The organism is Phenylobacterium sp. RIFCSPHIGHO2_01_FULL_69_31 (assembly GCF_001824475.1).
In the GTDB taxonomy this organism is placed as follows: Bacteria; Pseudomonadota; Alphaproteobacteria; order Caulobacterales; family Caulobacteraceae; genus Phenylobacterium.
Genome location: NZ_MHXN01000004.1, coordinates 115,411 through 138,097, shown reverse-complemented (window position 1 = coordinate 138,097; position 22,687 = coordinate 115,411). Strand labels below are relative to the sequence as shown.

At 71.4% G+C, this 22,687-nt stretch carries 21 protein-coding genes and 1 pseudogene; 10 read left to right on the top strand and 12 right to left on the bottom strand.

Annotated elements, in window-relative coordinates; translation table 11 throughout:
* From A2790_RS02630 to argH, 3 genes and pseudogenes are all read right to left on the bottom strand, one after another.
* A pseudogene (locus A2790_RS02630) lies at nucleotides 1-584 on the bottom strand (diaminopimelate decarboxylase); the annotation flags it as partial.
* Nucleotides 581-886 (bottom strand): hypothetical protein, encoded by a 306-nt coding sequence (locus A2790_RS02625; RefSeq protein WP_293387309.1) that lies wholly within the window; start codon nucleotides 884-886, stop codon nucleotides 581-583. The gene A2790_RS02625 and the pseudogene A2790_RS02630, both read right to left, overlap by 4 nt.
* Complete coding sequence (gene argH, locus A2790_RS02620) at nucleotides 883-2,304, bottom strand: argininosuccinate lyase (protein ID WP_293387307.1); 1,422 nt, start codon at nucleotides 2,302-2,304, stop codon at nucleotides 883-885. The genes A2790_RS02625 and argH overlap by 4 nt, the downstream gene beginning before the upstream one ends.
* Between argH and A2790_RS02615 the strand changes: the two genes are divergently transcribed.
* Nucleotides 2,305-2,943, top strand: a complete 639-nt coding sequence (locus A2790_RS02615) for a TlpA disulfide reductase family protein (protein WP_293387305.1) — start codon at nucleotides 2,305-2,307, stop codon at nucleotides 2,941-2,943.
* Between the two features lie 12 nt (nucleotides 2,944-2,955).
* Here the strand turns inward: A2790_RS02615 and A2790_RS02610 are convergent, their stop codons facing one another.
* Together A2790_RS02610 and A2790_RS02605 are read right to left on the bottom strand one after the other, a co-directional pair.
* Entirely contained in the window at nucleotides 2,956-3,786 is an 831-nt protein-coding gene (locus A2790_RS02610; RefSeq protein ID WP_293387303.1) for a LytTR family DNA-binding domain-containing protein, read from the bottom strand.
* Nucleotides 3,783-4,868 carry a histidine kinase gene (locus A2790_RS02605; RefSeq protein ID WP_293387301.1) on the bottom strand — a complete coding sequence of 362 codons (1,086 nt, stop codon included), beginning with the start codon at nucleotides 4,866-4,868 and terminating at the stop codon, nucleotides 3,783-3,785. Before A2790_RS02605 ends, A2790_RS02610 begins: the two co-directional genes overlap by 4 nt.
* 215 nt (nucleotides 4,869-5,083) lie before the next feature.
* Between A2790_RS02605 and A2790_RS02600 the strand changes: the two genes are divergently transcribed.
* The gene (locus tag A2790_RS02600) at nucleotides 5,084-5,824 is read left to right on the top strand and encodes a PEPxxWA-CTERM sorting domain-containing protein (RefSeq protein WP_293387299.1); all 741 of its coding nucleotides are present in this window, start codon (nucleotides 5,084-5,086) and stop codon (nucleotides 5,822-5,824) included.
* Between the two features lie 45 nt (nucleotides 5,825-5,869).
* Here A2790_RS02600 and A2790_RS02595 read toward each other — a convergent pair whose 3' ends face one another.
* Complete coding sequence (locus A2790_RS02595; protein WP_293387297.1) at nucleotides 5,870-6,289, bottom strand: helix-turn-helix domain-containing protein; 420 nt, start codon at nucleotides 6,287-6,289, stop codon at nucleotides 5,870-5,872.
* A gap of 213 nt (nucleotides 6,290-6,502) precedes the next feature.
* Between A2790_RS02595 and A2790_RS02590 the strand changes: the two genes are divergently transcribed.
* Nucleotides 6,503-6,754, top strand: coding sequence for a hypothetical protein (locus A2790_RS02590; protein WP_293387295.1), 252 nt, complete (start codon nucleotides 6,503-6,505; stop codon nucleotides 6,752-6,754).
* A gap of 18 nt (nucleotides 6,755-6,772) precedes the next feature.
* On the opposite strand, the gene A2790_RS02585 is transcribed toward A2790_RS02590, so the two are convergent.
* Nucleotides 6,773-7,855 (bottom strand): endonuclease/exonuclease/phosphatase family protein, encoded by a 1,083-nt coding sequence (locus A2790_RS02585; RefSeq protein WP_293387293.1) that lies wholly within the window; start codon nucleotides 7,853-7,855, stop codon nucleotides 6,773-6,775.
* A gap of 261 nt (nucleotides 7,856-8,116) precedes the next feature.
* Here A2790_RS02585 and A2790_RS02580 point away from each other — a divergent pair, with 261 nt between their 5' ends.
* Both A2790_RS02580 and A2790_RS02575 read left to right on the top strand, forming a co-directional pair.
* Nucleotides 8,117-8,854 carry an enoyl-CoA hydratase-related protein gene (locus A2790_RS02580; protein ID WP_293387291.1) on the top strand — a complete coding sequence of 246 codons (738 nt, stop codon included), beginning with the start codon at nucleotides 8,117-8,119 and terminating at the stop codon, nucleotides 8,852-8,854.
* Between the two features lie 35 nt (nucleotides 8,855-8,889).
* Nucleotides 8,890-9,684, top strand: a complete 795-nt coding sequence (locus A2790_RS02575; protein WP_293387289.1) for an SDR family oxidoreductase — start codon at nucleotides 8,890-8,892, stop codon at nucleotides 9,682-9,684.
* 4 nt (nucleotides 9,685-9,688) lie between these two features.
* On the opposite strand, the gene A2790_RS02570 is transcribed toward A2790_RS02575, so the two are convergent.
* Genes A2790_RS02570 through A2790_RS02560 form a run of 3 tightly spaced genes read right to left on the bottom strand, consistent with a single transcriptional unit; the run spans nucleotide 9,689 to nucleotide 14,140 of the window.
* Nucleotides 9,689-10,732, bottom strand: a complete 1,044-nt coding sequence (locus tag A2790_RS02570) for a formylglycine-generating enzyme family protein (protein ID WP_293387287.1) — start codon at nucleotides 10,730-10,732, stop codon at nucleotides 9,689-9,691.
* Nucleotides 10,725-11,624 carry a transglutaminase family protein gene (locus A2790_RS02565; RefSeq protein WP_293387285.1) on the bottom strand — a complete coding sequence of 300 codons (900 nt, stop codon included), beginning with the start codon at nucleotides 11,622-11,624 and terminating at the stop codon, nucleotides 10,725-10,727. The genes A2790_RS02570 and A2790_RS02565 overlap by 8 nt, the downstream gene beginning before the upstream one ends.
* Nucleotides 11,621-14,140, bottom strand: a complete 2,520-nt coding sequence (locus A2790_RS02560) for a circularly permuted type 2 ATP-grasp protein (protein WP_293387283.1) — start codon at nucleotides 14,138-14,140, stop codon at nucleotides 11,621-11,623. Before A2790_RS02560 ends, A2790_RS02565 begins: the two co-directional genes overlap by 4 nt.
* A gap of 145 nt (nucleotides 14,141-14,285) precedes the next feature.
* Between A2790_RS02560 and A2790_RS02555 the strand changes: the two genes are divergently transcribed.
* A complete protein-coding gene (locus A2790_RS02555; RefSeq protein WP_293387281.1) occupies nucleotides 14,286-15,071 on the top strand; it encodes a hypothetical protein in 786 nt (261 codons plus the stop codon).
* Nucleotides 15,072-15,199: 128 nt separating this feature from the next.
* Here A2790_RS02555 and A2790_RS02550 read toward each other — a convergent pair whose 3' ends face one another.
* Nucleotides 15,200-16,849: a SpoIIE family protein phosphatase gene (locus tag A2790_RS02550; protein WP_293387279.1), complete on the bottom strand. Its 1,650-nt coding sequence runs from the start codon at nucleotides 16,847-16,849 to the stop codon at nucleotides 15,200-15,202.
* A gap of 121 nt (nucleotides 16,850-16,970) precedes the next feature.
* Between A2790_RS02550 and A2790_RS02545 the strand changes: the two genes are divergently transcribed.
* Genes A2790_RS02545 through A2790_RS02530 form a run of 4 tightly spaced genes read left to right on the top strand, consistent with a single transcriptional unit; the run spans nucleotide 16,971 to nucleotide 22,315 of the window.
* A complete protein-coding gene (locus A2790_RS02545) occupies nucleotides 16,971-19,595 on the top strand; it encodes a hypothetical protein (RefSeq protein ID WP_293387277.1) in 2,625 nt (874 codons plus the stop codon).
* Nucleotides 19,585-20,685 (top strand): HAMP domain-containing protein, encoded by a 1,101-nt coding sequence (locus A2790_RS02540; protein ID WP_293387275.1) that lies wholly within the window; start codon nucleotides 19,585-19,587, stop codon nucleotides 20,683-20,685. Before A2790_RS02545 ends, A2790_RS02540 begins: the two co-directional genes overlap by 11 nt.
* Entirely contained in the window at nucleotides 20,682-21,065 is a 384-nt protein-coding gene (locus A2790_RS02535) for a hypothetical protein (protein WP_293387273.1), read from the top strand. The genes A2790_RS02540 and A2790_RS02535 overlap by 4 nt, the downstream gene beginning before the upstream one ends.
* Nucleotides 21,062-22,315 carry a hypothetical protein gene (locus tag A2790_RS02530; RefSeq protein ID WP_293387271.1) on the top strand — a complete coding sequence of 418 codons (1,254 nt, stop codon included), beginning with the start codon at nucleotides 21,062-21,064 and terminating at the stop codon, nucleotides 22,313-22,315. Before A2790_RS02535 ends, A2790_RS02530 begins: the two co-directional genes overlap by 4 nt.
* Here the strand turns inward: A2790_RS02530 and A2790_RS02525 are convergent.
* Nucleotides 22,292-22,624, bottom strand: coding sequence for an STAS domain-containing protein (locus A2790_RS02525; RefSeq protein ID WP_293387269.1), 333 nt, complete (start codon nucleotides 22,622-22,624; stop codon nucleotides 22,292-22,294). The genes A2790_RS02530 and A2790_RS02525 overlap by 24 nt on opposite strands.
* Nucleotides 22,625-22,687: the final 63 nt, after the last annotated feature.

The following is a 22,687-nucleotide window of genomic DNA, read 5'->3' as shown; positions in this document are numbered from 1 at the left end:
CGGACGCCCGCCATGTTCGAGGCGTTGGCGTAGAGCCGCTCGGCTTCTGAGAAGCTGACGCCGAACTTGTTATCGGCCTTGCCGGTGGAGATCTTGGCATGGCCGCCGGCCTCCACGTCGGGGTTCACGCGGATCGCCACGGTGGCGCGCCGGCCCATCTCCTGCGCCACCCGGTTGACCAGGTGCAGCTCAGGCTCGGACTCGACGTTGATCTCGGCGACCCCGGTCTCGACGGCGAAGGCGACCTCGCCCTCGGTCTTGCCCACGCCGGAGAAGACGATGCGCTCGGGCGGCACGCCGGCGGCCAGGGCCCGGCGGATTTCGCCCTCCGAGACCACGTCCGCGCCGGCGCCCAGGTTCGCCAGGGTGCGCAGCACGGCGACGTTGGAATTGGCCTTCACGGCGAAAGCGATCAGCGGATCGTTCAGCCCGGCGCCGGTCAGGGCGTCGCGCAGGACGGTGTAGTGCCGCTCCAGCGTGGCCGACGAATAGACATAGACCGGCGTCCCCACCGCCTCGGCGATGCGGGAGAGGGGAACGCCTTCACACGCGAGCTCGCCCTCCAGAAGCTCGAAGTGGTTCATCGCGGATTGGAATAGGGGTCGGGCAGGGCGCTTGGCGGGGCCACCTGGCCGGGGCCGCGGTTGGTGCCGGGGATCGGCAGGGTACGCGGCGGGGCCGGGTCGGTCGACCGGTCGCGCGGGTCGACGGTGTCCACCGGCCGGCTGGGGTCCTGCTGGCGCTGGGCTTCGTCGGCGTCGCGGGTGCGGTTGCGCTCGGCGCCGAACAGCGGGCCGGGGCGCTCCAGCTGGCCCACCTTGCCGCAGCCGGCGAGGCCCGCCGTCGCCAGGATCAGGGCGCTCAGCGCCATTAGACGACGGCTCATGCCAGGGCTTCCTTCCAACGCTTGATCTGCGCCCGGACCTGGTCCGGCGCGGTTCCACCATAACTCCGGCGGCTGGCGACCGAGGCCTCGGGAGTCAGCACATCGTAGATGGACGCGGTGATCCGTCCATCCAAGGCCTGCAGATCGGCCAGCGGCAGGTCGGACAGGCCGACGCCGAGCTGCTCGGCCTTCTTCACCGCGGCGCCGGTCACGTGATGGGCGTCGCGGAACGGCAGGTCCAGCTCGCGCACCAGCCAGTCGGCCAGGTCGGTTGCGGTGGAGAAGCCCGCGCCCGCCGCGGCGGCCATCTTCTCGCGCACCGGCTCCAGGTCGGCGACCATGCCGGCCATGGCGCGAAGGCTGAGCTCCAGGGCGTCGAAGGCCTCGAAGGTGGGGACCTTGTCCTCCTGCATGTCCTTCGAATAGGTCAGCGGCAGCCCCTTCATCACCACGGTGAGCTGGGTGAACGAGCCCAGCAGGCGGCCGACCTTGGCGCGCACCAGTTCGGCGGCGTCTGGGTTCTTCTTCTGCGGCATGATCGACGAGCCGGTGGTGAAGGCGTCGGAGAGCTTGATGAAGCCGAACTGCGGCGTCATCCAGATCACGATCTCCTCGGCTAGGCGCGACAGGTGCGTGGCGCAGATGGTGGCGGCGGCCAGGCTCTCCAGGGCGAAGTCGCGGTCGGCGACGCTGTCCAGGGAGTTGGCGGTGGGCCGCTCGAAGCCCAGGGCGTTGGCGGTCATCTGCCGGTCGATGGGGAAGGGGGAGCCTGCCAGGGCGGCGGCGCCGAGCGGGCTTTCGTTCATCCGCGCCCGAGCATCGGCGAACCGGGCGGCGTCGCGCCCGAACATCTCCACATAGGCCATCAGGTGGTGGCCGAAGGTCACCGGCTGGGCCGGCTGCAGGTGGGTGAAGCCCGGCATCACGGCGTCGGCGTGGGCCTCGGCCTTGGCCAGCAGGGCGCCTTGAAGCGCCTTGATCTGCGCGGCGGTCCGGTCGCAGGCGTCCCGCACCCACATGCGGAAGTCCAGCGCCACCTGGTCGTTGCGCGAGCGGGCGGTGTGCAGCCGGCCCGCGGCCGGGCCGATCAGCTCGCGCAGCCGCGCCTCCACGTTCATGTGGATGTCTTCGTATTCGTCCCGGAAGGGGAAGGTCCCGGCCTCGATCTCGGCTGCGATGGTCTGAAGGCCGCCCTGGATCGCCGCCTCGTCCTCGCTTGTAATCACGCCCGCGGTGCGCAACATCGCGGCGTGCGCGCGGGACCCGGCAAGGTCCTGGGCCGCAAGCCGCTTGTCGAAGCCGATGGAGACGTTGATCGCCTGCATCAGCTCGGCGGGCTTATCGGAGAACCTGCCGCCCCACATGGCCTGTCCCGCCGAGGACGGGCTGGCGGGCGGCGCGGAGGAAGATTGGGTCATATGAGCGAAGGTCCGGAAACGAGCGGCGGGACGGTGACGGGCAAGCCCAAGGCCGGCGTGCTGACCTGGGGCCTCTGGGGCGCCGCCCTCGTGGGCGTCGCGGCGGTTGTCTACATCATCGGTTCGGCTTCCACCAAGCCGACGCCGCCGGCCCCGAGCGCGGCGGCCACATCGACCACCTTCGCCAGCAAGCTGACCACCCCGGCCCAGCCGACGCCCTCGCCCGACTACACCTTCTACGACGCCAGCGGAAAGGCGATGAAGCTGGCCGACCTGAAGGGCAAGGTGGTGGTGATGAACATCTGGGCCACCTGGTGCGGCCCATGCGTCACCGAGATGCCGACCCTGGCCAAGCTGCAGGCGGCCTATGCCGGTAAGCCGGTCGAAGTGGTCACGATCAGCATCGATTCCGAGAGCTCTGCCGCCAAGGCGCGCCTGTTCATCGCCCAGCACGACCCGCTGAAGTTCTACCACGACCGCGAGATGAAGCTGCCGTTCAAGCTCTCGCCCCCCGCGCCCGGCGCGCCGACCACGGTGATCTACGGCAAGGACGGGATGGAAGTCGCCCGCGTGGCCGGCGAGGCCGACTGGTCCGGCCCCGAGGCCCGGGCGCTGGTGGACAAGGCGCTGGGCAGCTAGCGGGCTCGTCCCCTAGGTCCGAAGCGACGTAGTCATTGCGCCGGCCGCTGCGGTGCGCCGGCTTTTCAGGAGGCTACGAAGCGACGGGGCGTAGATCCGCCCGACGGCGCGGACAATGCCATTGTCGAGGACCACCTGCATGGCGCCGTTGGGCCCTTGGCGGACGGTGGAGATCCGCTCGATGCGGACGATGGTCGAGCGGTGGATGCGGATGAACCGCTCGGGGTCGAGCTGGGCGGCGGTCCGGGTCAGCGTCTGCCGGACGAGCGCCGCGGCGCCGTCGGAGGTGTGGAGGCGGACGTAGTCGCTCTCGGAATCGATCAGGAACACGCGGTCGGTGCGGATCCGCACCCGCGCCCCGTGCCCGAGGCTCCAGAACTCCTGCACATAAGGCGACGGTTCGGCGGGGGCCTGGGCGCGGAGGTTCTGCAGGATCTGCGTCAGCTCGGCGATGCGCTCCTCGGCGTCGCGGGCCCGCAGCTGGGCGCCGGCGCGGCCGAGAGCGGCGCGCAGCCGGGCCAGGCCCACGGGCTTCAGCAGATAGGCCGCCGCCCCGCCGTGGTCCCAGGCCTGGAGGGCGTGATGGTTGAAGGCGGTGACGAAGATCACGACGGGTGGCGAAAGCGAGTCGAGCCGTCGGCTGAGCTCGAACCCGTCCAGCTCGGGCATCTTGATGTCGAGCAGCAGCACATCGGGCTTCAGGGTGGCGATGCGGGCCAGGGTGTCTGCCCCGCCGTCGGACTCGCCCAGGAGCCGCACGCCGGCCACCTCGCGCAGCATCAGCGTCAGCCGCCGGCGGGCCAGCGGCTCGTCGTCGACGATGAAGACGCCCAGCGAGGTCATGCGAACTCCAGCGGCAGGGTCACCTCCGCCCGGAACCCGCGGCGCGGCTGGGCGCCCGCGGCGAGCCGGCCCGCTTCGCCGTAGCGGACCGCGAGGCGCCGCCGCACCAGGTTGAGGCCGAGGCCTGCGCCGCCTTGGGCCGGATCGGCCGCGCGGGAGGGGCCGTCGTCCTCCACCACCAGCACCAGGTCCCGCCGGCCGCGGGAGGCCTCGATCCGGACGGTGGTCGCGCTGCGCGACGGCGAAACCGCGTACTTGATGGCGTTCTCCACCAGAGGCTGGAGGATCAGGGCGGGGACGCGGGCGGCGCCGAGCTCGGGCGGCAGCCGCCAGGCCACCTTGAGGCGGGTGGGGAAGCGGAACTGCTCGATGGCCAGATAGGCTCGTTGCAGGGCGATCTCTTCGTCTAGGCTGATCTCGCCGCGGGGATCGATTTCGAGCGTGCTGCGCAGGAAGTCGGCCAGGGCGACCAGCATCTCCTCGGCGCGCGCGGGGTCGCGGTCCCAGATCATCGAGGAGATGGAGTTGAGGGTGTTGAACAGGAAGTGCGGGTTCATCTGGTGGCGCAGGGCCTCCAGCTGCGCCTCCCGCGCCACCACTTCGAGCTCTGCCAGACGGCGCTCGCGGTCGCGGACCTCGTGGCTGTAGTCGAGCGCCACCGCCAGCGCGGCCCAGGACGCGAAGGACCCCAGCCATGGGAACATGTCCTGCCAGAACATCACCGGCTCGTAGGGCAGCACCGGGGCCCGCGGCAGGACGTACCAGAGCATGATATCGGTCGCGAGGCCGTAGAGCGCAGCGGCCGGCACCACGAGGGCCGTCGCGGCGAGGAGCCGGATCCAGAAGGGTCGTCGCCGAAGGGGCTGCAGGAGCGCCACCAGCCCCAGCGCGATCAGGAACCCCGCCACCGTGACCGGCACGCGGCGAAGCTGGAGCTCGACGACGCCGAGATAGGGGTTGTCGATGATCGAGGAGCGGGCTCCGAGCACCGCGTAGTGCACGCACCAGAATAGGACGGCGGTCAGCAGAAGCTCGAGCCGATCCCGCCGAAGGGTCGATGACGTGGCGGGCGTTGCGCTCATCGGGCGATGCTCGGCAACCGGCGTCCGGAAGTCTACCGACCCCCGTCGCATCCAGGATGTCGTTCGTCGCACCCCGCGCGGCTGGTCGCGGAGATGCCCCCCGTCACCGCTTGCCGCCTTACAGCCGGCCCGCCTGCGCTTAGCCCTCAGCCCCATCCCAAGCGGAAGAGAACGGCGTCGCGTGCGGCGGCGCGTCACAATTCAGGAAGTCGAGCATGAGCAATCCCTCCTACGTCGCCCTGGCCGCCGGCCTGGCCCTGTTTGCAGTCGCCCAGCCCGCGGACGCCGCGTCGGTGTTCGTGGCGAACCACAGCTTCGAAGCCGACAAGCTCGGCGACGGTCAATTCAGGAACGGGTACGCACCGTCCGGGTGGAGCTCCGGCTATGCCGAGCCCTCCGGTCCGGCCAACCCGTTAGCCGGTGACTTCAACGAGGCTGTGCCGGACGGCGAGAACGTGATGTTCTCGGCCACCGGCTACGACGGATCGCCCTATTATCAAGGGAATGTCTTCCAGCAGGTGCTCGACGGTGTCGCGGCCAATACGCGCTACACCCTGATGGTCGACATCGGCCGCGCCACCTACATCGACATGGCCGACTTCGCGGTGCAGCTGGTCGGCGGATCGGATCTCACCTCGGTGTTCGCTTCGGGCAGCTTCCTCAGCGACGATATCGCGTCCGGTGAGTTCCGGACCCTGACCCTCACCTTCGACACCGCGGCTGCCTTCGAAGGCCCCTTCGGCATCCGGCTGCGCACCTTCCACAATCCAGCGCAGGGGCAGGGACAGCGGGTGACATACTTCGACAACGTCCGCCTCGACGCCTCGCCCCTGGCCACGGCGGCCGTTCCGGAGCCGTCCTCGTGGGCGTTGATGATCCTGGGCGCGGGCCTGAGCGGTGCGGCGCTACGTCGAAGCGCAGTCCGCCAGAGGCTCGCGGGTAGCCCCGTGGCCTGACGCGGCTCGCCTCGCCGGGCGCGCTTTACGGCGCGCCCGAGCGCCTCAGGCCGAGACGGTGGTCTTGTCGGCGGCGGCCTGCTGGTTGGTCAGGGTGCGGATCAGGTTGACCAGCGAGCTGCGGACCTCGGGCGCGAGGCGCTCGTAGGCCGACAGCAGTTCCAGCGCCCCCGGCGTGCGCATCCGGGTCAGCAGGTCCAGGTCTTCGGCAGTTTCCTTGTCGGCGCCGTCGAAGACGTCCATCAGGTCGGTCACGCGGCAGCGCAGCGCGCGCGCGATCTGCACCAGCCGTGAGAAGGAGATGCGGTTGGCGCCGTTCTCGTACTTCTGGATCTGCTGGAAGCTGACCCCGCACTGATCGGCGAGCGCCTCCTGCGACATCCCGATGGTCCGACGCCGAATGCGCACCGCGGCCCCGAGCGCGATGTCCATGGGATCAGGCGCCTTGGTCGACACCTCGGCCATATGATCATTCCTCATCTTTTGCGGGGTCCCCGTCCGACGCCGCAAGCCCAAGTTGCGACTAAAAGCCTTTGTGTCGGAACCGCAAAGCTTTTTCAGCCTGCGGGAGAGTGCTCTGCAACCGCGCGCGCCGCATCCGTAAACCATGCGGTCAAGGTCTTGGTAACCGAAACAGCGCGGAAGTGCGGGGGACAGAGTTAGTGATTCCCGAAGGCCATGCGCGTCATCCAGCTGCATCCCCCGTTCGACCACGGCGCCGCCCTGCGGGTGCCGCCGCCACACGACAAGAAGAACTGGTCGGTGCTCTGGCAATGGCTCGGCGAGGACGCGAGTTCGATCGCCGAGGCCTCGGCGGTGCAGGTCCGCACCCCGGAGGGGCCGGTGGTCGCCCACTGCGGCGACTGGATCGTGCTCTCGCAGTCCGGCTCGTTCCACGTGGCCCACACCCTCAGGCCGATGGACTCGTAGGCGCCGGCGCGGCGACGATCAGCGCTTGAACGAGACCTTGACGCCCAGCTTGTGCGGTTTCACCTCCATCGCCGGCGTCGGGCGGTAGGCGGCCAGGGTGGCGGCGCTCCACGACAGGCGGTAGCGAACCAGATAGCCCTCGTGGTCCGACAGCGGCCGCTTGGCGGACGCCGCCGTGAAAAGGGCCTCCGACCGCAGGGGCTGGACCCGCACGGCGCCGGGGCTGAAGGCCTGCAGGTCCTGGCTGCGTAGCCAGGGTTCGGACGTCGCATCGGCCGCGCCGTCCCCGCAGCCCGAGGCCGGCTGGCTGCAGAACTCGCGCACTACGGTGTAGGGGCGGTCCAAGGCGTCGTAGTAGTAGCGGGCCGGCGAGTTGCGGACGTTGAAGTCCCCGCCCAGCAGCAGCGGATTGCCCGGCTGGCGGTTGGCCTGGAGGAAGGCCGACAGCTCCCGCATCTGGCCGTTGTGGGCGGGCAGGGTCCGCGAGCGCGGGGCCCGCGACGCCTTGCGCGAGTTCATGTGCGTGTTGACCACGTCGATGGGCGTGGGCACGCCCTCCGGCGCTAGCCGCACCAGCATCGCGCCCTTGTTGGCCAGACAGTCGAGGCCGGCGCAGTTGTTGTAGGCGATGCTGCGCACGTCGACGATCGGGGCGTCGCTGAAGACGTGCAGGCCCGCGCCCATCAGCTTGCCGACGCCTTCGCCGCGGAAGAGGTCGCGGGCGCCCACCACCATCCCGGCGAAGGGCGTGCGCTCCGACCGGCTCGGCCCCTGGGCCCAGTAGCGGTAGCCGCTTTCCCGGAAGAGGCCGGCAACTTCGCCGCGGAAACCTTCCTGGATCAGCACCACGTCGGGCTGGCGGCCCTCGCGGCGCAGGGCGGCCAGTTCGCGGCCGATCTCGTGCAGCGCCGCGCCCCGGCCCGAGGCCATGGGCCAGGGCAGGCCGCGGACATTGTAGGTGAGGACGCTGAGCTCGGCGGTCTGCGCCGGCGGCTCGGTGGAGGCGGGCTGCAGGGCGGCCCTGACCGCAGTGCTGCTGGGGCCCAATTCAGGCGCCGGCGCCATGTAGGCGGCGGCTGTGGCAATGGGTTCCAAGTACATCTCTCGCCGCTCCAGGACATGCGGCCCCGTTGCTTGGCGGAAATCCCCCGATTCCGCGGCGACGAAGCATCGCGTTGCTCAAGTACGGCCCGATGTATTTTCGCTCTTGTCCGGGCGAGGGTGGAGATGCCTCGACTCCTTTACCGACGTGTGACGGTTCGAACGTCGTTTCGCGACATGCGCCTTTGTCGCAGCCGACGGTGACGCGAAGGCAGCCCCGGGCTGGCCCATACTGGCGCAAAGAGCAGACTGGAGGACGGCATGAGCGACATCCTGTTGGTGGAAGACCTGGAGGGCGGCGCCCAGCGGCTGACCCTGAACCGGCCGGACCGGCTGAACGCGATCAACCAGCCGATGGCCGAGGCGCTGCTGGCCTATTTCGAAGGCCTGCGCCGCAACCGCGACGTCCGCGTCGTGATCGTGCGCGGGGCGGGCCGCGCGTTCAGCGCCGGCGCCGACCTGAAGGCCATGGGCAGCCCTGAGGCGCTGCAGGACGGCCCGCGCGGCGACTGGGTGCTCCGCGACCTGATGCGCGCCATGCGCGTCTGTCCCCAGCCGCTGGTGGCCACGGTGCGCGGCGCGGCGGCGGGCGGCGGCATGGCCATCGCGCTCAACTGCGACATCATCCTGGCCAGCGAGAGCGCCGCGTTCCACTCGGCCTTCACCGCCATCGGCCTGTCGGGCACCGAGCTGGGCGTGAGCTGGCGGCTGCAGCGGACCATCGGCATCTCCAAGGCGCGCGAGGTCCTGATGGCGGGCCGCCCGCTCGCGGCCCAGGCGGCGCTTGAGGCCGGCCTGCTGTCGGCGGTGACCGCGGAGGCGGACCTGGACGAGGCGGGCCTTGCCATGGCGCGCGACATGCTGAAGGCCGCGCCCGATGCGCTGCGCCTGTCTAAGCGGTCGATGGACGCCTCGCTGGAACAGCCCAGTTTCGACGCCGCGGTCGAGGCCGAGGAGCGCAGCCAGATGCTGATGATCGTACGGCGCGGCCAGGGATAGCCAGCGGGCGCCCGGATCGGGCATAGGATCGCGGCATGGACATCAAGGACAAGATCGTCGTCGTCACCGGCGGCGCCGACGGCATCGGGGCGGGCCTCTGCCGGGCGTTCGCCCGTGAAGGCGCAGCCGTCGTGGTGGTCGCCGACCGCAACGGCGAGGGCGCCGCCGCGGTGGCCCGGGAGATTGGCGGCGAGGCGGTGACGCTGGACGTCAGCGACGGTGCGGCCCTGGCCGCCATGGTCGCCGACATCGAGGCCCGGCACGGGCGGATCGACCTCTTCTGCTCCAACGCCGGCGTCGGCGACGGCGACCCGGACCGGCAAAACGCGGCGTCCTCGCCGGACGCCGTCTGGCAGCGGGCCTGGGCCGTCAACGTCATGGCCCACGTCTACGCCGCCCGGGCGGTGACGCCGGGCATGGCGGCGCGCGGCGGCGGCTACATCCTCAACACCGTGTCGGCGGCCGGCCTGCTCTCGCAGATCGGCGGGGCGGTCTATTCAACCACCAAGCACGCGGCGATCGGCTTTGCGGAGTCGCTGGCGATCACCCACGGGGACCAGGGCATCAAGGTCTCGGTGCTGTGCCCGCAGGGGGTGGACACCGCCATGCTGCGCGCGGGCGGCGACAACCAGCCCCAGAACCTGGACGGCGTCCTGACGCCGGACCAGGTGGCGCAGAGCGTGATCGAAGGCCTCGCGGCCGAGCGGTTCCTGATCCTGCCCCACCCCGAAGTGCTGACCTACATGCAGCGCAAGGCGGCGGACTACGACCGCTGGCTGGGCGGCATGCGTCGCCTGCGCGCCAAGATCATGGGCGCCCCCGCAAGCTGAGGCCTCAACCCTTCACCCGCAGCACCGTCCGGAAGCCCACGTGGTCCGAGCCGGTGTCGGTGGGGCCGGCCTCGCGGGCCGGCGGGCGGTAGCGGAAGCAGAAGTTGTCGGCGCAGAGGAACGAGCCGCCCTTGATCACCCGCCGCTTCTCGTCGGGCGTGGAGGGCAGGTAGGCGTCGCGTTCGGTGGGACCGACGGGGTCGACGATCTGCGTGGGGTCGAGGTTCGGCGCGTACCAGTCCTTGGTCCATTCCCAGACGTTGCCGGCCATGTCGACCAGGCCATAGCCGTTGGCGGCGTAGCAGCCCACCGGGGCCGTCTCGGCCTTGTACCCGTCGGTCCCGGCGTCGGCCTGGGGGAAGGGGCCCTGCCAGACGTTGGCCTGGGGCTTCTGCAGGTCGAGGGGCTGGTCCCCCCAGGTATAGGCCGCGTCCTTCAGCCCGCCCCGGGCGGCGTATTCCCACTCGGCCTCGGTCGGCAGGTCGCGGCCCAGCCAGCGGGCGTAGGCGAGGGCATCCTCATAGCCGATCTGGACCACGGGGTGATTGTCCCGCCCCGCGATCGAGCTGCCGGGCCCCTCGGGCTGGCGCCAGTTGGCCCCCTGGACCACCCGCCACCACTGGCCGGGGCCGTCGTTGGGGTTCTTGGCCCCCACGAAGACGATGGCCGACGGCTTGAGCTGGTCGCCGGACAGGGTGGGATAGGCCTTGGGATCCAGCGGCCGTTCCGCGAGCGTCACATAGCCGGTGGCGGCCACGAAGCGGGCGAAGTCGGCGTTGGTGACCTCGGTGCGGTCGATCCAGAACGCGCCGACCTTCGTCGCGCGCGGCGGGCCTTCCTCGGCCCGGGCGGGCGCGGCGCCCTGGAGGAACTGGCCGCCTTTCACCAGCACCATCCCGGCGGTCGAGGGCGCTGGGGCGGGGACCGGCTGCGGCGGCAGGCACTCGCGCGGGGCAGCCGCCACCTTCTGGGGTGCGGCGGGCCGCTCGCAGGCGGCGAGCGACAGGGACGCCGCAAGGAGGAGGGTGAAACTCGAAACGCTACGCATTCGCCGCGGCGGGCTCCTCTTCGGGGATGACGTCGACCTCGACCTTCAGGGTCTGTTCGCCGGAGGCCAGGATCACGCCGTCGATGGGGGCCACGTCCGCATAGTCGCGGCCCACGGCTAGGACCAGGTGGTCGTTGCCGGCCAGGATGGCGTTGGTGGGGTCGAACCCGACCCAGCCGGCCGCAACGCCGCACCAGACCGCGACCCAGGCGTGGGTGGCGTCGGCGCCCTCCAGCCGGGGCTGCCCCGGCGGCGGGATGGTGCGCAGATAGCCGCTGACGTACTTCGCCGGCAGGCCCAGCCCACGCAGGCCGCAGATCATGATCTGGGCGAAGTCCTGGCAGACCCCGTGCCGCGCCTCGAACGCCTGCGCCACCGGCGTCGAGACCTCGGTGGCGCTGGGGTCGTAGGTGAACTCGCGGTGGATGCGGCTGTTCAGCTCCGAGGTGGCCTCGACGATCGGCCGGCCCGGCGGGAAGCTGGCCCGCGCATATTCGGTGATGGCCGGGACGATGGGCGTGCGCGTCGTCGGGAAGAGATAGGACGCCGGCCCATTGGCGCCGAGGTCGGAGGTGTTGAGCGCCCGCGTGCGGACGGCCTCCCACGGTGGGCTGGCCTGCGGATCGCCGATCGGCGGCACGTCCACATCGATGCGGGAATTGGCCTCGATGATCAGGGCCGTGTGCGGCGTGTCGACGGTCACGGTCAGGATCGCCGCGCCGAATGGGCCGATGCGTTCCAGCCGCGCCGACGGCTCGGGCGTGACGGCAATGGCGCTCTGCAGCACCGTCTGTGTCGCCGACGAACGCGGCGTCAGCCGCAGGACGCAGCGGGCGAAGGGCACCGCCGCCTGGTAGCTGTAGGTCGTCCGGTGTCGCAGCCGATACCTCACGCGAGCCCCACCAGCTTCACCGTCGGCACGGCGTTCGCCCCCTGCAGGAAGAAGCGGTCCGCCACGGCGTTGGACAGCCGCATCAGGGCGCCCTCGTAGGCCAGGACCTTGTCGGCGTGCAGCTTGGCCGCATCCTCGGTCTCCAGCTCCGCGGCCAGCGGCAGCAGGATCTTGGACGGCGTCTCCAGGATCCCGTCTTCCTGCAGGGTCGGAAGGACGGCGAGGTGGTCCCTCAGCGCCGCCACCTGGAAGGCGACCGAGCGGGTGTTGAACGGGTCCAGCATGACGAGGTCGCGCACGGCGTTCAGCGCCAGGCCGACCAGGTAGCGGGCGCGGTAGGTGATCTGGCTGTCGTTCAGGTCGAGCAGCAGGTCGAGGTCGTCGATGGTCGCCGCGTCGTGCGCCAGCGTGCGGGCGAGCTGACAGGTATTGGCGCCCCGCTCGATGCGCCGCCCCATGTCCAGGAAGCGCCAGCCCGCCACGCGGTTCATGTTCTCCTGGGTCAGGCCCGCCAGCCCCGCGATGTGGCGCAAGGCCCGCTCCACCTGCTCCAGGGCCTGGGCCTCGGAGTGGATCTCGTTGGCGCCGCCTGCGAGGTCGCCCTCAAGGTCGACCAGCAGGCCCCAGAAGTCGGCGGACAGCCGCTCGCGCATCCCCGAGGCCGTGCGCTTGGCCGAGCGGACCAGATAGGTCACCGACCCCCACGCATTCGCGTCGTGCAGGGCGTCGCGGGCGGAATCCAGAGCTCGCGCGGGTCGCGCCTTGCCGTCGAGGGTGCCCCAGTCGACCAGCACGCCGCGCAGCGACTCGAACGTCTGGCCTCGGCCGTGCAGCGACGATTCCGAATCCATCAGGCTCGAGCACAGGGCCCGCACCAGCCGCAGCGTCGCCTCGGTCCGCTCGATGTAGCGGCCCAGCCAGAACAGGTTGTCCGCGGCCCGGCTGGGCAGGTGGCCCAGGATGCGGCGCACCTTCACCTCGTCGCCGCTGGCGATCAGCGACAGCCGCTCCACCGGCTTGTCGTCCAGCACCCAGACATCGGCGGTGCGCGCGCCCTCGCCCATGGAGATCACCCGCGCGTCGGGCCGGTCCGAGGTGCGGCAGAAGCCGCCGGGCAGGATGCGCACGCCCTCCGGCGTCATCGCCGCAAAGACGCGCAGCGTGAACGGCGCGGGCTGCAGGCGCCCGTCGCGCAGCACCGGCATGGTCGACAGATGTGCGACCTCCTGCCCGACGAAGTCGCCGGGCCGGTCGGCCATCCGCTGGCGCAGCGCGGCCTTGTCCTCACGCGAAAGCTCGGCGGGCAGCCGGGGGCTGTTGAAGAGGCCGGCGTTCTGGAACGCGGGGGCTATGGCCAGCTCGTCCAGGCGGCGCTCGACCAGCGCCTGCTCGCTGGCCTGGCCGCACCACCAGGTGGCGATGTTCGGCAGTTTCAGCGGCTCGCCCAGCAGGCGCTCGCTGAGGCCCGGCGCGAAGCTCATCAGGGCGCGCGACTCCACCAGGCCCGACCCCGGCATGTTCAGCACCTTGACGCCGCCGGCGCGGATGGCCTCCAGCATCCCCGGGGTGCCGAGCCGCGAGGCCGCGTTCAGCTCCAGCGGGTCCAGGAAGTCGGCGTCGACCCGGCGCAGGATCACGTCGGCCCGCTTTAGCCCGGCGATCGTGCGGACCCAGACCTTGCCGTCGCGGGCCACCAGGTCGTCGCCCTCGACCAGCAGGAAGCCCAGATAGCGGGCCAGGTGCGCCTGTTCAAAATAGGTCTGGCTGAACGGGCCCGGGCTCAGCAGGCAGATGCGCGGCTCGCTGCGGTCGGCGGTGGCCGCCAGGCCGCGCCGCAGGGCGTCGAAGAAGGGCGCCAGGCGGTGGACATTCAGGGTGTTGTAGAGGTTGGGATAGGCCCGGCTCACCACCAGCCGGTTCTCCAGCGCGTAGCCCGCGCCCGACGGCGCTTGGGCCCGGTCCTCCAGCACCCACCAGCGCCCGTCCGGTCCCCGGCCCAGATCGGCGGCGTAGATCTGCAGGTAGCGGCCCGCCGGCGGGGCCACGCCGCGCATGGCGCGCAGGAAGTCCGGGCTGCCGGTCACCACCGCGGCCGGCAGGATCCCGTCGCTCACCAGCCGGCCCTCGCCATAGACGTCGGCGAGGATGGCCTCCATCAGCTCGGCGCGCTGGGCGACCCCGGCGGCGATCTGGTCCCACTCGGCCTGCGGGATGATCAGCGGCAGCGGGTCCAGTGGCCAGCTGCGCTCGGTCTCCTCGCCATAGATCCGGTAGGACGCGCCGGAATCCCGGATATGCCGCGCGGCCATGCCGAAGCGGCCGTCCGAGTCGGCGTCGGCATAGCCGGCGAATTCGCGCAGGAAGGCCATCCAGTGCTCGCGCGGCCGTCCGGCGGCATCGAACAGTTCGTCGGGCGCGCCGGGCAGGGGGCGGTAATCCGCCAGCCAGCGCGACAGCCGGTCGGGCGCGCCGTCGCCGCCCCGGCTGCGCGGGGCCGTCGAGGTCTCAGACGCCACCGGCCGCTCCCTTGTCCCAACTCTTCACGGATGTGTTTCGGGCGGGACCGTAGCATAGCTGTCCGCCCGGTCACCCGGCCCGCGGGCTATGGCCCGGTTCCGATCTGTCGAGTATGGCTGCGGCAGGGCTGTTCCCGGGGGATCCATGCTGCGCCTGTTCCTGTCGGTCGACATGGTGGGCTCGACCGAGTTCAAGGCCCGCTTCACCGGCCAGGGCTCCGAGGGCTGGTTGGGCATCTTCCAGACCTTCTTCACCAGTTTCCCGCTGATGGCCGCCGGCCAGATCGGCATGGAGTTCCTGGACGACGACGCCACCCCCGCCATCGACGTCTGGAAGGTGATGGGCGACGAGGTGGTGTTCGTGACCTCGCCCGCCAGCGCGGAGGAGTTGACCTCGATCCTGACGGCCCTGCTGCGGACCATGCAGCTCTACGAGGAACGCCACTTCCAACGGCTGCCGCTACGGCTCAAGGGTACGGCCTGGCTGGCGGGCTTCGACGGCCAGAACATCGAGATCGAGATCCCCGAGCTCTCCAGCGGGACCGGCGCGCACCTCGACTTCATCGGCCCGGACATCGACCTGGGCTTCCGGATCAGCAAGTTCGCCCGGCCGGGCAGCCTGGTGATCTCCCTTGACGTGCTGGAAGTGGTGCTGGGCGCCGGCAACGCCGACCGCGCCGCCCTCTACCTGATGGGCGCTGAGCCGCTGAAGGGCGTGATGTTCGGCCGGCCCTATCCGATCGTCTGGATGCTGGAAGCGGGCGAGCGGTTCGCCTTCCTGCCCTGGGAGGTCGAGCAGGACCCGATGATGGCTCAGGCCGCCGGCATGACGCCCACGCCGCGCGCCGAGCTCAACCGAACCATCGAGGACATGCGCCACTACCTGCGCAAGATGCACGGCCGCGAACGCGCGCCCGTGCGGCTGGGCTAGCAAACCAACGGCGCTTTTTCTCCTCACCCGTAGGGGGAGGGGGACCGCCCGAAGGGGGAGGGGGAAGCGACCACGCTCGGCGCTCCTGGCATGCCCCCTCCACCATGCTGCGCATGGTCCACCTCCCCCTACGGAGGAGGAGAGGCCGCCGCGCCCTCGTACCGAACCACCAGGATGGCGATGTCGTCGGACTGGGGGGTGGCGCCGACGAAGACGCGGACGTCCTGCGCCAGGCCTTCGGCGAGGTGGCGGGCGTCGGTCTCGGCCCGGGCCGTGGCCAAGGCCTGCTCGATGCGCGCGGTGGTGTAGAGGTCGTCGTCGGCGTTGGCGGCCTCCGACACCCCGTCGGTGAACAAGATCAGGGCGTCGCCGGGCGAGAGCTGGAAGCGGCCGGTCTCGAAGGGCGCATCGCCGATCACGCCCAGCGCCATGCCCTTCAGCTTCGGCAGCCGGGAGACCGACCTGTCGGCGCGCCGTACGAACGGCGCCTCGTGGCCGCCGTCCGAGTACTCCACCGCCCCGGTCCGCAGATCCAGGATGCCGCTGAAGGCGGTGACGAACATCTCCTGGGCGTTGTCGCGCGACAGCTCGGCGTTCACCCGGGCCATGATCTCCCCCGTGGAGTTCGCCGTCAGGGCCGTCGCCTTGAAGAGGGTGGTGGTCATGGCCATGAACAGGGCCGCCGGCACGCCCTTGCCCGAGACGTCGCCCACCACGAAGAACAGCCGGTTCTCGTCGATCAGGGCGTAGTCGTAGAGGTCGCCGCCCACGTGCTTGGCCGATTCCAGCAGGGCGAAGACGTCGACGTCGCGTCGCTCCGGGAAAGGCGGGAACGTGCGCGGCAGCATGCCAACCTGGATGTCGCGGGCGGCGGACAGTTCGCCCTCGACCCGCTCGCGGGCGGCGGTGGCCTGCTCCATCTCCAGCAGGTAGCGCTGCAGGCGGGCGATCATGGCGGTCATCGCCTCGGCCAGGCTGCCCACCTCGTCCGGCCGGCGCCGGCTGATGGCGTTCATGGCCGCCAGTTCGCGCTCGTCGGGCTGGAAGTTGCGCTGGCCCATGTTGCGCGTGAATTCGGTGAGGCGGAGCAGGGGGCCGACGATCCGGTCCACCAGCAGCCAGCCCAGCGCCATGGACAGCGCGAACATCACCGCGCCCACGGCCACCGACATCTGGAGCGAGCGGATCAGCCGCTGCTGGACCATGGCCAGGTCGACGTCGGCGCCGACCACATAGGTCCGTTCGTCCACGCCGCGCACCGGCAGGTAGATCGAGCGGAAGCGGCCGAAGGAGTCGCTGTACTCGTCGAACCGCATCTGGCCGTCGTCGAACGCGCGGTGCAGCGCCTTCGGCGCCGTGTCGTAGAGCGTGAAGAACGGGGTCTCCGCCCGGCGTTCGATCTCCCGCGGGGTGGCGCTGGTGGAGACCGTGCGGATCTCGTTCCCGAACCGCATGTAGGTGTAGACGTAGACTAGGTCCGCGCGGGCCGCGAAGCGCGAGAGCCGGTACTGGAGCAGGCGGTACTCGGCCTCCGGGATCGAGTCCGGGCCGACGATGCGGGCGTGGTACTCGTCCGGAACGATCTCGTTCACGGCCAGCACGGCCGTCTTCAGCCGGCCGTCGATGCCCTCGATGATCTCGCGCCGGTCGATGTTGTAGAGCACGGCCGAATAGGCCGCGGCTGAGATCAGGCTCAGCGTGAACAGCAGGAGCAGCAGCTGGGTCTTCAGCCCGAACCGCCGGCGGCGCGCGGCGAGGTCTGCGGCGGGCTCATTCATCGCGCTGGGGCAACCTATGGGAGAGTTCGGGAAATCGCAGCTAGTCTATAGAAAATTAGCGGGTGGTCGTTAACGCGGTGCGAGCGGCGCGGCCGCGGCGGGGGATTGCGTGCAGGACCTGTTGAATCGCCTGTTTCGGGTCGAGCGCGGCGAGTGGCCGAAGCTCCTGCAGTTCGGCCTGTTCGGCCTGTTGCTGCAGACCGGCATGGGCATCGGGTTCGCCGCCGGCGACGCGGCCTTCCTCACACATGTGGGCCCCGACAAGCTGCCGGTGATCTTCCTGCTCACCCCCGCGGTGATGCTGGTCTACACCGCGATCTTCTCGTTCCTGCTGGTCCGCTTCTCCATCGACCACGTGGTGGACGTGACGCTGGCGGCGCTGATCGGCGGCGGGGCGATCCTCTGGGCCGCGATCCAGATCGGCCCGCCCGAGCCGTTCCAGACCGGCCTCTACTACGTCCTGAAGCTGTACCTGGCCATGTGGTACATCGCGCTTTACTCGCTGTTCTGGAACTTCACCGACGCCTACTTCGACATCCAGGACGCCAAGCGGCTGTTCCCGCTGTTCGCGGCCTTCTGCGCGCTTGGGACCACGATCGGCGCCCTGGTCGTCAGCCTGTTCGCCGCCGTTCTGCCGATGCATGCCTTCCTGCTGGTCTGGGCCGCGGTGGCCCTGGCGACCGCGCCGGTGGCGCTGCTGCTGCGCCGGCGCTGGAAGCGGATCGCCGACAGCGACGCCGACCTCGACGCCGAGGACACCAGCGTGCTGCGCCAACTCGGCCAGGTGGGCCGCGCCTTCCGCACCTCGCCCTATGCAGTGACCCTGGTCCTGACGCTGTTCGTCACCCTGCTGATGACCAACCTGGCGGAGTACCAGTACTCCACGGTCCTGCAGGCGGGGCGGAACGAGGCCGAACTCGCCGCCCTGTTCGGCCAGCTGTACGCGGGCGCCAGCATCTTCAACCTCGTCGTCTGCCTTTTCGTCTTCAACCGGCTGGTGACGCGGATCGGGGTGCGGAACATGGCCCTGGTGCTGCCGGTCACCTATTTCGCGGTCTTCGCCTACTTCTTCCTGGCGGGCGGGACGACCGCGGCCCTGGCGGCCTTCTTCGCCTATCACGGCGTGCTGACGTCCATCGAGTACAACAACCAGAACCTCCTCTTCAACGCGACGCCCTCGCAGGTGAAGCGGCCCTTCCGGACGGTGGTCGAGGGCCTCTGCGAGCCGCTCGCCAGCCTGCTGGCCGGCGGCTTCCTGCTGCTGGCGGCGAAGAACGCCGACATGCGCGAGCTGTCGGGCATCGGCGTGCTGCTGGGGGCCACGCTGATCGTGGTCGTGGTGGCCCTGCGCCACTTCTACCCCGCCGCCATGGAGGCCAACATGCGCCGCGGGTGGCTGAACTTCGGCGACCCGGATCTACACGCCCCCCAGTTCGACGACGCGGCCACGGACCTCCTGCGCCGAAAAGCCGGCGAAGCCGACTCCGGCGCGGCGGCCGCCGCTCGCGCCCTGCTGCATCGCCGGGGAGGCCGCCGCACGGCGTCCGACGTGGGGGCCGAGGCGTCCGAGGCCACCGGAGACTTCGCCGCCAGGCTCTCCGACCCATCGCCGTCCGTCCGCAAATACGCCCTCCAGGCCCTGACCAGCGTGGTGGGGCCGGGCGACATCGGCCTGGTGGGCCCGCTGGTGGGCAACCTGCCGACCATGGACCGGGCCAGCCGCGCCACCATCCTGGACCTGCTGGCCGCCATCGGCGATGTGGAAGCGATCCCCCAGATCCTGGCCGCCGCTGCGCAACTCACCCCCCGCGAACTGCGCGCCACGGAAGTCATGCTGGCGGACCTGGGCGAGGCCGCCGTCCCGCGGCTGATGCAGGCGCTGTCCAACTACCGCACCCCCTATCGCGCCCGGGCCGTCGCCGCCCGCGCCCTCAGCACGCTTTCCCACGCCCAGTTCATCTCGCAACTGGACCGGCTGGTGCGCGAGGAGCTGGACGAAACGGCGCGGCGCCTGGCCGTGGCCGAGCGGCTTGCGGCCGATGCCGACCGCTCGCCCGCCCTGCGCCTCCTGGCCGAGGCCTACCGCCAGCGGGTCGCCGAGTCGGTGGACTTCACCCTGGAGCTCTTGGCCCTCGGCGGCCTCCTGCCCGACTTCGACCTGCTCATCGTCTCGCTGCACTCGGCCAACCCGAAGGTGCGCGCCAATGCCGTCGAGGCGATCGCCAGCGGCGTCGATGCGGCCACCTGGCGGCGGCTGGAGCCCCTGGTCTCCGGCAAGGCCGCCGCCGGCGACGGGGCCGGCGATCTGATCCCCCTGCTGACGGCCGCGGTGGCGGACGACCACGGGTTTGAGGCCGTGGCGGCCGCCCAGGCCCTGCGCGACCTCCTGCCGCCGGATGAGCTGGCCGCCGCCGTGCGGCCGGGCCTGAAGCCGGACCTGCCGCCACTGTTGCGCGACAGTTTCGCGAGCCTCCTCGGCCTGGACGCCGCCGACCGGCCCACGGCGGTGGACCTGGTGGAGGCGGTCCGCGCCACGCCCGACTTCGCCGCAGCCTCCATCGACGCCCAGGCGGCCCTGGCCGCGCGCGCCACGCTCGAGCCCGCCGGCCGCAAGCCCGTGGAGCTGCCGCTCGAAGGCCGCTCCTACTGGATCGCCCGCGCGGACGTCGAGGAGGTGGCCGCCCGCTATCCGGACCTCGCCCTGACGATGCTGAAGGCCAGGGACGATCGCGCCTATGCGGCCTGACGGAACCCCCATCAAGACCCTGCTGTGGCGGACCATCACGCCCGCGATCCTGGTGCTGGCCGTGGCCCTGGGGGCGCTGGTCTACAACCGCCTCTACGACACCATCCTGGACGGCTTCTCGCGCAAGCTGATCGCCACCAGCGCCCTCACCGGCGCGCTCATCGACCCGGCGGACCACGATTTCCTCATCCGCGCCGCCCAGGTGCGGGCCCCCGCCGAGGCGGTGGAGGAGATGCCGCAGTACCGCCGCAACGTGGAGCCGATGCGCCGCATCCGCCGCGAGCTGGGCCTGACCTACCTCTATTCCCAGGTGCTGGGCGGCCTGAAGGACGTGGTCTACGTCCTGGACTCCACCGAGGGCGAGGAACACTCGCTCATCGGCTCCGAGGACGAGCTGACGCCCGAGACGCGCGCCGGCCTTCGCCGGACCACCACGGACGGCACGATCTATGTCTCCCCCATCGAGTTCCAAGAACAGTGGGGACTGCTCAAGACCGCCGCCGCGCCGATCCGCGGCCAGGACGGCCGCATCGTTGCCACCGCCGGCGCCGACGTGAACATCTCGGTGATCGAGGTGGCGACCCAGAACGCCCTCTTCGCCAGCGCCCTGATCGGCGTGGCCTCCCTCGTGGCCTCGGCGCTGGTGACCTTCCTGATCGTCCGCTGGGTGGCCCTGCCGATCGAGGGGCTGAAGGCCGACGCCCTGCGAATCGCCGCCGGCGACCGCTCGCCCCCGGCCCGCATCGCCGGCCCGCGCGAGGTCTCGCGGCTGCGCGAGGCGCTGGAGGACCTAGCCACCCACCTGATCGAACTGATGCGGCGCTCCTGGAGCGACACGCTCGCCCTGGACCGCGCCCGCAACGCCGGCCGGCTGGAGGCGGCCCTCCCGCCCGCAGCGCCGGTGACGCTGGTGGCCGACGGCGCCGTCCGCATCGTCTGGACGCCCAAGGACGACGGCCTGGAGGCCCGGCTGGAGCACCGCGCCATGAGCCTGCTGGCGGTCCGCATCGCCGCCGATCCCAGCCTGGCGGCGGCCTGGCGCGACCTCGCCGCGCCGGCGCACGGCGAGCTGCAGGAGCTGGCGGCATGATCGGCTCCGACGTTGTCGACCGCCTGTTCGTGCTCCGCGCCGCCGGCCCGTTCCAGCGGCTGGAGGACGCCGAGCTGCTGCTGATCGCGCGCCACGCCCGGCCCCGCGCCTTCGCCCCCGGCAAGGTGGTGATCCCGGCCGGGACGGTCGGCGAGGCCCTGTTCGTGGTCGCCGCGGGTGGCGCCGAGATCGCCGGCGCGCCCGCGCCCGTCGTCTTCGACGCCCCCGGCCTGCTGTTCGGCCTGGCGGCGCGCGCGGACTATGTGGCGGGACCGGAAGGCCTGGAGGTGCTGGTCATCGCCAAGCCGCACGTCTTCACCATCGCCCGGGAATGCCCCGAGTTCGTGGTCGGCCTGCGCGACCTGGCGGGCCCCGCATGAGCATCCGCCGCACCTTCCTGCTGCTGGTGGCGCCGCTGTTCCTGCTGCTGGCCGGCGTCAATGGCGCGTTGCTCTACGCCTGGGAGCGCGCCGAGGCCGAGCGGGGGCTCGCCAACCAGGCCATCGCTGCGGCGGTGACCACGGCCGCCTTCGCCGATGTCGCCGACGACCTGGCGCGCGCCCTGTCCGATCCGGTTCGGGCCGCGGGCCTGCGCGAGGCCGCGCGCCGGGTGGAGGGGCTGACGGGCCTCTACATCGTCACGCCGGCAGGCCGGACGGTGCGGATCGCCGGCCCGCCCTCCGCGCAAGGGCCGGGGACGTTTGCGCGACCGCAGGGCCCCACGGCCGCGCCGATCGGCGCCGACGTGCCGGGCCAGCGCCGCGCTACGGGCCTGGCCCCCATCGCCCGGGGCGGCTTCGTGATCGCCCAGATCGACGCCGAGCCGATGTTCGCCCGGATGCGCGACCTGCAGCGGCTGATCCTCATCCTGGTGGCGGCGGCCGGCCTGCTGGGCCTGGCCCTGGCCCTGACGATTGCCCGGCTGATCGTGCGCGAACTCGCCCGCAACAGCGCCACCATCGGCGCCATCCGCGCCGACGCCCCGGCCGACGACGTCGAGGGCTTCGCCATCCGCGAGACCCGGGACCTGGCCCTGGCGGTGCGGCTGATGCGCACCAGCGTCGCCGGCCGGCTGGCCCGGGCGAAGCACGAGCTTTCCCGCCGCGACCGCGAGCGGGACGAGGCGGCCAGCGCCGCCGCCTATCGCGACACCGCCTTCCCGCCGCTGGCCGCCGGCGCGGCCGCGGGGGCCTCGGTCGCCGCTCGCATGCTGGGCGCGGCGCCGCCCGGCGCATTCCACGCCCTCTGCGTGGACGGGGATCGGGCCGCCCTGGTCGTCGGCGAATGCGGTGGCGAGAGCCCGTCGGCCGCCCTGGCCCAGGCGCTCGCCGCCCGCCGGTTCCTGGAGCGGCGTCTGCTGGACGGCTCCCCGGACGCGCGGCTGGCGCAGGCCCGGTCCGCCTTCGGGATCGACCGCCTCGCCTGGACGGCCTGGTCGCGCGCGGCCCCGCCCGCGGCGCAGGTCCTCGGCCTGCTGGACGGCGACGACCTGGCGCGCGCCCAGGCCTATGTGGCCCGGGCGTCGGGGCTTTCCCCGGACGCGGTCATCGACGACGTGGCGGCCCTGTTGCGGCCCGACGGCCTGCTGGCGGTGGTGGCGCCGGGCTCAGCTCAGGCTGGCCAGGGCTGAGTCCACGTCCGCCTCGATGGCGAAGATGCTGGAGAAGCCCGAGATGTCGAACACCTCGCGCACCGACTCAGAAAGGCCGGCCAGCACCAGCCGGTGACCCTTGCCGCGCGCGGCCTTGGCGCCGATCAGCAGCACCCGAAGGCCGGCGGAGCTGACGTAGGGCGTCTCGGCGAGGCTCAGCACGATCTTCTCGTTGGCCTGGACGCGGGCAGGCAGCACGGCCTCCAGGTCGCCTGCCGTGCCGGAATCCAGCCGGCCGGACACCGAGAGCAGGAGCACGCCGCTGCGGTCTTCTTCCTTGATCTGCATCTGGGGCGCCTCGCGTTCCCGCCGTCGCCGCGGCCGTTGAGATAATTCGCCGCGCGACTAGAC